Source organism: Streptomyces sp. NPDC002044, from assembly GCF_040296725.1.
In the GTDB taxonomy this organism is placed as follows: Bacteria; Actinomycetota; Actinomycetes; order Streptomycetales; family Streptomycetaceae; genus Streptomyces; species Streptomyces antarcticus.
Window position 1 is genome coordinate 22,517 of record NZ_JBEOXU010000076.1, and the last position, 7,086, is coordinate 29,602.

The window sequence follows — 7,086 nt, forward strand, 5'->3', positions numbered from 1 at the left end:
CCTTCGAACGGAAGGAACCCACGCCAGACCACCCCGCCCCACCAGGGCAGCACCAGCCGGAGAGCCACCGCACATGTCGTACGCACCCGACGGGCAGCAGTACCAGCCGTACCGGCCGGAAGGGCGGCAGCCGCAGCCACAGCCGCCCCACGGCGGACAGCAGTACGGGCAGCGGCCCCACCCCGGGGCGCCGCAGCCGCCGTACGAACAGCGGCGGTACGAGCAGCAGCCGTACGGCCAGGAGCAGAACGGGCGGCAGCCGTACGGCCAGGAACCCTACGGCCAGGAACCTTACGGGCAGCAGCCGTACGGGCAGGAGCCGCCGGAGGCCCCGCGTCCCCGGACGTCGCGGCTGCGCCGCTGGGTGATCGCCGGCACGTCCGTCCTCGCCCTGGCGGGCATCGCGGCGCTCGTGATGAACCACTACGAGATACCCCCGTTCACCGACAAGGGCGCGGCGGTCTCGTTCGGCGGTCCGCCCGCGGGCGGACCCGGCAAGACGGGCGCCGAGACGCCGCAGCCGGTGAACTCGAAGATGCTGATGCCCACGGGCCCGGCCGCCGACTTCAAGAACGCGGCGACCCTGGCCGACGGGACGCACATCGCCGTCACCACCCTGGACGGCAAGAAGTCGGGCTTCAAGGGCAAGGTCTGGGTCTGGGCGCCCAAGGAGTACAACGACCCCAAGTTCGCCAAGAGCGGCTTCCCGGTCATGATCGCCCTGCCGGGCGGCGCCGGTTACCCGAGCAACTACTGGATGGGCACCGACCTGGGCCTCCAGAGCAGCATCGGCAAGTGGTACGCGGAGGGCAAGAGCAAGCCCTTCATCCTGGCGATGCCGGTGCTCAACCCCGGCCCGGACGACAAGGGCGTCTACTGGGACGCCTCCGACATCCCCGGCCAGCCGAAGATGGGCACCTGGCTGACCGAGGACGTGCCGGACCTGATGAAGGCGAACTTCCGCACCGTCAAGTCCCGTGACGGGTGGGCGTTCATGGGCTCGTCGACCGGCGGGTTCGCGGGTCTGAAGGCCGTGCTGAAGCACCCGGACAAGTTCAAGGCCGTGATCGCCTCCGGCCCGGACGTCGTCCCGGACTCCTCGCTGTGGAAGGGCCACGACAAGGAGAAGGCCGAGAACAACCCGGAGCTGCTGGCGAAGCAGCTCATCGACAGCAAGGGTCCGGACGTCTACCTCGCCTTCCAGGTGGGAGACAGCGAGAACAACAAGAAGACCCTGCCCGACGTGCAGAAGTTCATCGCCACGTACGGCAAGGGGCCGGTCCACACGACCCTGAGGGTCATCAAGGGCGGCCAGCACAACGCAAAGACCTACGTCCCGAACATGGGCGAGGGCCCCATCCAGGAGATCAGCAAGGTCATGGAAGGACCGGTGGAGTAGCCTCCGCCCCGCTGGTCCCGCGCGGCGGCGCCCCGGCCACCGGCGCCGGCGCCGACTCCCGCTCCCCCTCCCGCTCCCGCTCCGGCCCGCCGAACACCTTCGGCGGGCCGCTGCCGTTCCACGGCTCCCATCCCGGGTCACCGGTGACCGCGAAGCGCACCCAGGCCGCGTGCATCTCCCGCGCCAGCTCCCGCGGGGCGTCCGGGCCCGCCAGCCAGGCGGACTCCGGCACGTCGAGGGTGTCGAACACGAAGCCCAGCTCCAGCGCGTGGCAGGAGCCGAGGCCGGGTACGCCCGAGGGCCAGGCGAACTCGTACAGGAAGCTCGGCGCGCTCCGCCGCGCACCCGCGAGCCGCCGCAGCGGGTCGCGCAGCAGCCGGTCGGTGAGCAGTTGCCCGGCGAGTTCGGCCGGGCTCGCACCGGGCAGGACGGCGCGCAACCGCCGTACGGCGGCCCGGTCCTTGCCCGCGCGCAGGCGTGCCAGCTCCACGGCGGCCGGACCCATCCGGTCCAGCAGCCGCATCCCGCCCGTGGGGGCCAGCCAGAGCCGGTACTCCTCCCGGGTCCAGCCCGCCAGCAGGGGCACGTCCCCGGAGGCGCCCCGGCCGGTCAGGGCGTCGAGGGGGTCCTGCGGCAGCGTGTCCGGGTCCGCGACCAGGCCGAAGGCCGGTCCGCCCAGCACCGGCCCGGACCGGCGCAGCACGGCGCCCTGCGCGGCGAGCAGGGCCGGCAGCGGGGTGGCGGCGAAGGCCCCGGCGGTGGCCGGCGTCTTGAGCAGCGAGGCCATCCGCCGGACCATGGTGCGCACCCCGTCGCGCGGCAGCACCTCGGGGGCGCCGCTCTGCAGGACGGCCCGGGCGAAGAGCCCGGCGGCGCGCGGGGCGGCGAGCAGGGCGCCGACGCTGATGGCGCCCGCTGACTCGCCGAAGACGGTGACGCGGCCGGGATCGCCGCCGAAGGCCGCGATGTTGTCCCGGACCCATTCCAGGGCGGCGATCTGGTCGAGCAGGCCGCGGTTGGCGGGGGCGTCCGGGAAGAGCCCGTAGCCGAGCACGCCGAGACGGAAGTTGAAGGACACCAGCACGACCCCGTCGCGGGCGAAGGCCGAGCCGTCGTAGACCGGGACGGCGGAGGAGCCGCGGGTGTGCGCCCCGCCGTGGAGCCACACCATGACGGGCAGCCGGGCGGCCGGTGCCGGATCGGGGGTCCACACGTTGACGCCGAGGCAGTCGTCCCCGGGGATCTCCGGGTCGGGCAGCAGCGCGGCGAAGGTGCCCGGGTAGGGCACCTTGGGGGCGGTGGGGCCGAAGGTGCCCGCGTCGCGTACGCCATCCCAGGCGGCCGGGGACGCGGGCGCCGCGAAGCGGAGCGCTCCGACGGGCGGCGCGGCGTACGGGATCCCCCGGAACACGGCGGTCCCCGCGGCGCCGGTCCGCCCTTCCACGAGTCCGTACCGGGTCCTTACCCGGGGCCGTGACCCGCCGGCGGGCCAGTCGCCGGACCCGTCGCCGCCGGGTCCGGTGCCCGCGCCGCCCGCTGCGCCCATCTCGTCCTCCTGGAATCGGTCGCTCCGTACAGGTGCGGTCCGCGCACGTTCGCACAGCCGTCCCACGGGTGACAAGGCGTGACCGTACCCGGGCGCGCCCCGGTTGGTCCGGCATGCGACCCCTCACGCGACCCCTCTTGCGCCCTCTCATGCGTCCCCTGTACGTCCGCCCCACCGCGCGCGGCGCCGTCCGCTCCGCGGCGGTGCCCGTCCTGCTGCTGGCGGCCGCCGCGCTGGCCGGCGGGCCGGCCCGGGCCGCCGCCGGGCCGGACTTCCAGTACCTCGGCCAGGACGACCGGGTGCACGGGCTGACCGCGCCGAAGGGCTGCGTCAAGGCGGAGGGCGGCGGCGCCCGGGCCGTCACGAACCACACGCGGGGTACGGCGACCCTCTACCGGGAGCCGGGCTGCACGGGCCGGGTCGTGGAGGTCCTGCGCCCCGGGGCCGTCACCCAGGTGCGGCCGTACTTCGCGTCCGTCCGCTTCTCCGTCACCGGGTAGGCGCAGGGACCGTGACCCCTTGGCCATCCCTGCGTTGTATGCCATGTCAAACGCCGCAGATTCCGCGGCGCCCCATATTGCTCACGAGGAGATCTTGATGTCGCGTATCGCGAAGGCAGTCGCCATCACCGCTGTCGCCGGTAGCGCCATGGCCGCCGGCGCGGGTCTGGCAGTCGCCGACGCCGGAGCGCACGGTGCGGCGGTCGGCTCCCCCGGTGTCCTCTCGGGCAACCTGCTCCAGGTCCCGGTGCACGTCCCGGTCAACGTCTGCGGCAACACCGTGAACGTGATCGCCCTGCTGAACCCGGCCTTCGGCAACACCTGCGTCAACCAGTCGGGCGGCGGCGAGCACCACACCGAGGGCTACGGCGGCTGAACACCGCTCACCGATCGTCGGATCGCCTGAGCGCCTGATCGACGAAGGGCCCCCGCCTCAGGGCGGGGGCCCTTCTCGTGCCGTCCTCCCTCACGCGTAGCGGTAGAGGCCGTCGTGGCCGAGCAGCTCGCGGGGGGTGACGTTCCACGGGGGCATCGGCTCGTCGAGCGCGATCACCCGGCCGCGCTGCGGGTCGCCGAGGGAGGGGGGCACGGCCGGGAGGTATCCGGATCCGGGGTGCTTGCGCTGCCAGCGGTCCCAGATCAGGTCCACGAAGGCGTGGTGCAGCCAGAAGGCGGGGTCGTTGGGCGCCGTGCCGCCCGTCATGTGCCCGCCGATCCACTGGTGGACCTTGTTGTGGTTGCGCCACCGCTCGCTCCTGGGCGCGGCCCAGCCCTCCAGCTTGTTGCGGAATCCGCCGGCCGTGGCCGTGGAGTCCCACGGTGCGACGTCGTAGGCGGGGTCGTCGATGGCCCACTGGAGTTCGGCCGGCGTGGGCAGCGCGATCGGGTTCTGCGGCCGGCCCAGGTTGCGGGTGAGGAAGCGGGACTCCGTGATGCCCACGGTCACCGTCCAGTTGCCCTTGTCGTAGGCGAACGGACCGGTCATCACCTGCCGGTCGTCGGCCCGGCCGGTGCCGCCGAGGAAGTCTTCGGCCCAGAGCGGGGAGACGGGGCTGCTGTCCGTGGTCCAGTCCCAGTACGGGATCGAGACGCCGGGATCGAGGGCCCGCAGCTGCTTCTCGAACTCCAGCAGGTAGCGCCGGTGCCAGGGGAAGAACGACGGGGACATGTGCCCGACGCGCAGTTTCCGGTCCCGGTCGGGAACGAAGTACGTGTCGTGGGTGCGCACGAAGGCGTCATAGGTGCCGTTGCGCTTCAGCTCCAGCACGGCCGCCGTGAACCGCTTCTTCTGCGCGCTGGTCAGGTCCTTCTGGTTCTGCCGGGTGTACACGTCAGGACTCCTCGCCTCAGCCGTGGTGCGGGGCGGACGCCAGCGCCAGCTGGGCGGAGCCCAGTTCGTCGACGGCGGCGCGAGCCAGTTCCAGGCGCGTCGGATAGGACTGGAAGTGGTTGACGCCGCTGAGGTAGCTGCCGTCGGCGCGGCGCATCACGTGCAGCGGGCGCCCGTCGATGCGGACTCCGGCCCGGTCCACGGCGATGTGCCGGCCGCGGTACGTCTCCTCGGAGAGCGGCGCCGGGGTGAGCGTCTGGCGGGGCCGCCGGGAGCGCAGTACGGGCCCCAGGGCCGCGGCCGTCCCGGCGAGCACGGCAGCGGTGAAGGCCGTGCGCAGGACCGCGCGGCGGGTCAGGGGTACGGCGGCGGATGCTGCGGACATGCGGTCTCCCTCGCTCGGTGGCCGGCGCCGACGGGTCTAACGCGGCGCGGCGGGCGAGGTCACCCTGCGCCGCCCGGCGGCCTCTTGCAGGAGAGGGTGGTGGGGTGCAGGCGGCCGTCCGGGCCGGTGGCGTAGTCCGGGATCGCGCCGGCCTCGGTCCAGCCGGCGGAGCGGTAGACGCGCTCGGCGGCGCTGCCGGTCTCGGTGTCCAGGAACAGCAGCAGCACCCCGGCCCGGGCGGCGGGCAGCGGGGAGTCCCACCGGGCTGCGGCGCCCGCGTGGTCGAGACCGGCGAGGAAGCCGAGCGAGGAACCGCCGGCGACCACGTCGACGAGGAGGGCGGCGAGTTCGTCGCGGTGGGCGCGCAGGCCGGGGGCGGAGAGCGGGGTGATGGCGGCCCTCATGCGGCGAGCCCAGTGCCGTGGCCGGGCGGGACGTACCGCAGGCGGGGCGGGTGCGGCCTCCTGTCACGGCGACGAACACGACGAGGACGAGCGGCAGCCGGCCGCCGGCCGACGGCCGACGGTCCGGTGGAGGGCCTCGTCACCTGCCGTCGAAATACCCGCGCCACCCCGTCCACCAGGGACCCCAGGAAAGCCACACAGCGCCCACCGGGGCACGTAGAGCCGATTCGCTCAGGGGGGATTGGGCGATAGCCCCACATCGCGCCACAGGGGCCTCCAGGCGTGCCGTTGCCACTACAACTGACCTACGCGCGCGTCGCGTTGAATAGAATGGCGGTCCGGATGTCGGCCCCGGTGCCGGGCATCCGTTCACGATCGCGTCCGGCCGTCCGCGGCGCGTCCAGCCTCATCCCCACCCCACGGACCGCTCCCGCCCGCCCGCGGGAGCGCGGTTCGTGCTGTGCCCGAAGGAGTACTCCGTGACCGATCCCGGCAATCCCCCCGAGCCCGCCTACGGCGCCCGCGAGATCAGCGTCCTCGACGGGCTCGACGCGGTCCGCAAGCGGCCGAGCATGTACATCGGGTCGACAGGCGAACGCGGCCTGCACCATCTGGTGCAGGAGATCGTCGACAACTCCGTCGACGAGGCCCTCGCCGGCGTGGCCGACACCATCGGGGTCACGATCCTCGCCGACGGCGGCCTCCGGGTCACCGACAACGGGCGCGGCATACCCGTCGACATCGTGGCCTCCGAGGGCAGACCGGCCCTGGAGGTCGTCCTCACCGTCCTGCACGCGGGCGGCAAGTTCGGGGGCGGCGGCTACACCGTCTCCGGCGGTCTGCACGGCGTGGGCCTCTCCGTCGTCAACGCCCTGTCCATCAGGGTGTCGGCGGAGGTGCGCAAGGACGGCTACCGGTGGAGCCAGGACTTCGAGGCCGGCGCACCGACCGCCCCGCTCACCCGGCACGAGGCAACCACGGCCACGGGCACCACCATCACCTTCTGGGCCGACGACAGCATCTTCGAGACCGTCGACTACTCCTTCGAGACCCTCTCCCGGCGCTTCCGGGAAGTCGCCTACCTCAACAAGGGCCTGACGGTCTCCCTGACGGACGCACGGACCACGCCGGGCACCGCGCCGAGCACCGCCGAGCCGGGCTCACCGGCCGGCGACGGCGCCGACCAGCGGCACCAGGTCCGTACGGCGTCCTACCACTTCGAGGGCGGCATCGCGGACTTCGTCACCCACCTCAACTCCCGCAAGGCCGGGACCGTACACCCCCATGTCATCTCCGTCAGCGCCTCCGACCCCGGACGGACCCTGTCCGCCGAGATCGCGATGCAGTGGAACACCGGTTTCGGCGAGAGCGTCCACTCCTTCGCCAACACCATCCGCACCCACGACGGCGGCATGCACGAGGAGGGTTTCCGTGCGGCGCTGACGGGTCTGGTGAACCGCTACGCGCGCGAGAAGAAGTTCCTGCGGGAGAAGGACGACAACCTCGCCGGCGAGGACATCCG

The 7,086-nt window shown here is 73.2% G+C and carries 8 protein-coding genes; 4 read left to right on the forward strand and 4 right to left on the reverse strand.

Features of this window, described 5'->3' with window-relative positions:
* Positions 1-73: 73 nt before the first annotated feature.
* Complete coding sequence (locus ABT106_RS19670; protein WP_502979431.1) at positions 74-1,399, forward strand: alpha/beta hydrolase; 1,326 nt, start codon at positions 74-76, stop codon at positions 1,397-1,399.
* Here the strand turns inward: ABT106_RS19670 and ABT106_RS19675 are convergent.
* Positions 1,377-2,945, reverse strand: a complete 1,569-nt coding sequence (locus ABT106_RS19675) for a carboxylesterase/lipase family protein (RefSeq protein WP_351278877.1) — start codon at positions 2,943-2,945, stop codon at positions 1,377-1,379. The two genes, ABT106_RS19670 and ABT106_RS19675, sit on opposite strands and share 23 nt — an antisense overlap.
* Before the next feature lie 149 nt (positions 2,946-3,094).
* Between ABT106_RS19675 and ABT106_RS19680 the strand changes: the two genes are divergently transcribed.
* Both ABT106_RS19680 and ABT106_RS19685 read left to right on the forward strand, forming a co-directional pair.
* Positions 3,095-3,445 carry a hypothetical protein gene (locus ABT106_RS19680; RefSeq protein ID WP_351278879.1) on the forward strand — a complete coding sequence of 117 codons (351 nt, stop codon included), beginning with the start codon at positions 3,095-3,097 and terminating at the stop codon, positions 3,443-3,445.
* 97 nt (positions 3,446-3,542) lie between these two features.
* Complete coding sequence (locus ABT106_RS19685) at positions 3,543-3,821, forward strand: chaplin (protein ID WP_351278881.1); 279 nt, start codon at positions 3,543-3,545, stop codon at positions 3,819-3,821.
* A gap of 90 nt (positions 3,822-3,911) precedes the next feature.
* On the opposite strand, the gene ABT106_RS19690 is transcribed toward ABT106_RS19685, so the two are convergent.
* The 3 genes from ABT106_RS19690 to ABT106_RS19700 are packed head-to-tail and all read right to left on the reverse strand — an operon-like array spanning position 3,912 to position 5,564.
* Positions 3,912-4,775, reverse strand: coding sequence for a tyrosinase family protein (locus tag ABT106_RS19690; protein ID WP_351278883.1), 864 nt, complete (start codon positions 4,773-4,775; stop codon positions 3,912-3,914).
* A 16-nt stretch (positions 4,776-4,791) separates the two neighbouring features.
* The gene (locus tag ABT106_RS19695) at positions 4,792-5,160 is read right to left on the reverse strand and encodes a tyrosinase family oxidase copper chaperone (protein ID WP_351278885.1); all 369 of its coding nucleotides are present in this window, start codon (positions 5,158-5,160) and stop codon (positions 4,792-4,794) included.
* 59 nt (positions 5,161-5,219) lie between these two features.
* Entirely contained in the window at positions 5,220-5,564 is a 345-nt protein-coding gene (locus tag ABT106_RS19700) for a hypothetical protein (RefSeq protein ID WP_351278887.1), read from the reverse strand.
* Between the two features lie 455 nt (positions 5,565-6,019).
* Here ABT106_RS19700 and ABT106_RS19705 point away from each other — a divergent pair.
* Positions 6,020-7,086, forward strand: a 1,067-nt coding sequence (locus tag ABT106_RS19705) for an ATP-binding protein (protein ID WP_351278890.1), incomplete at its 3' end; no start/stop codon positions are given.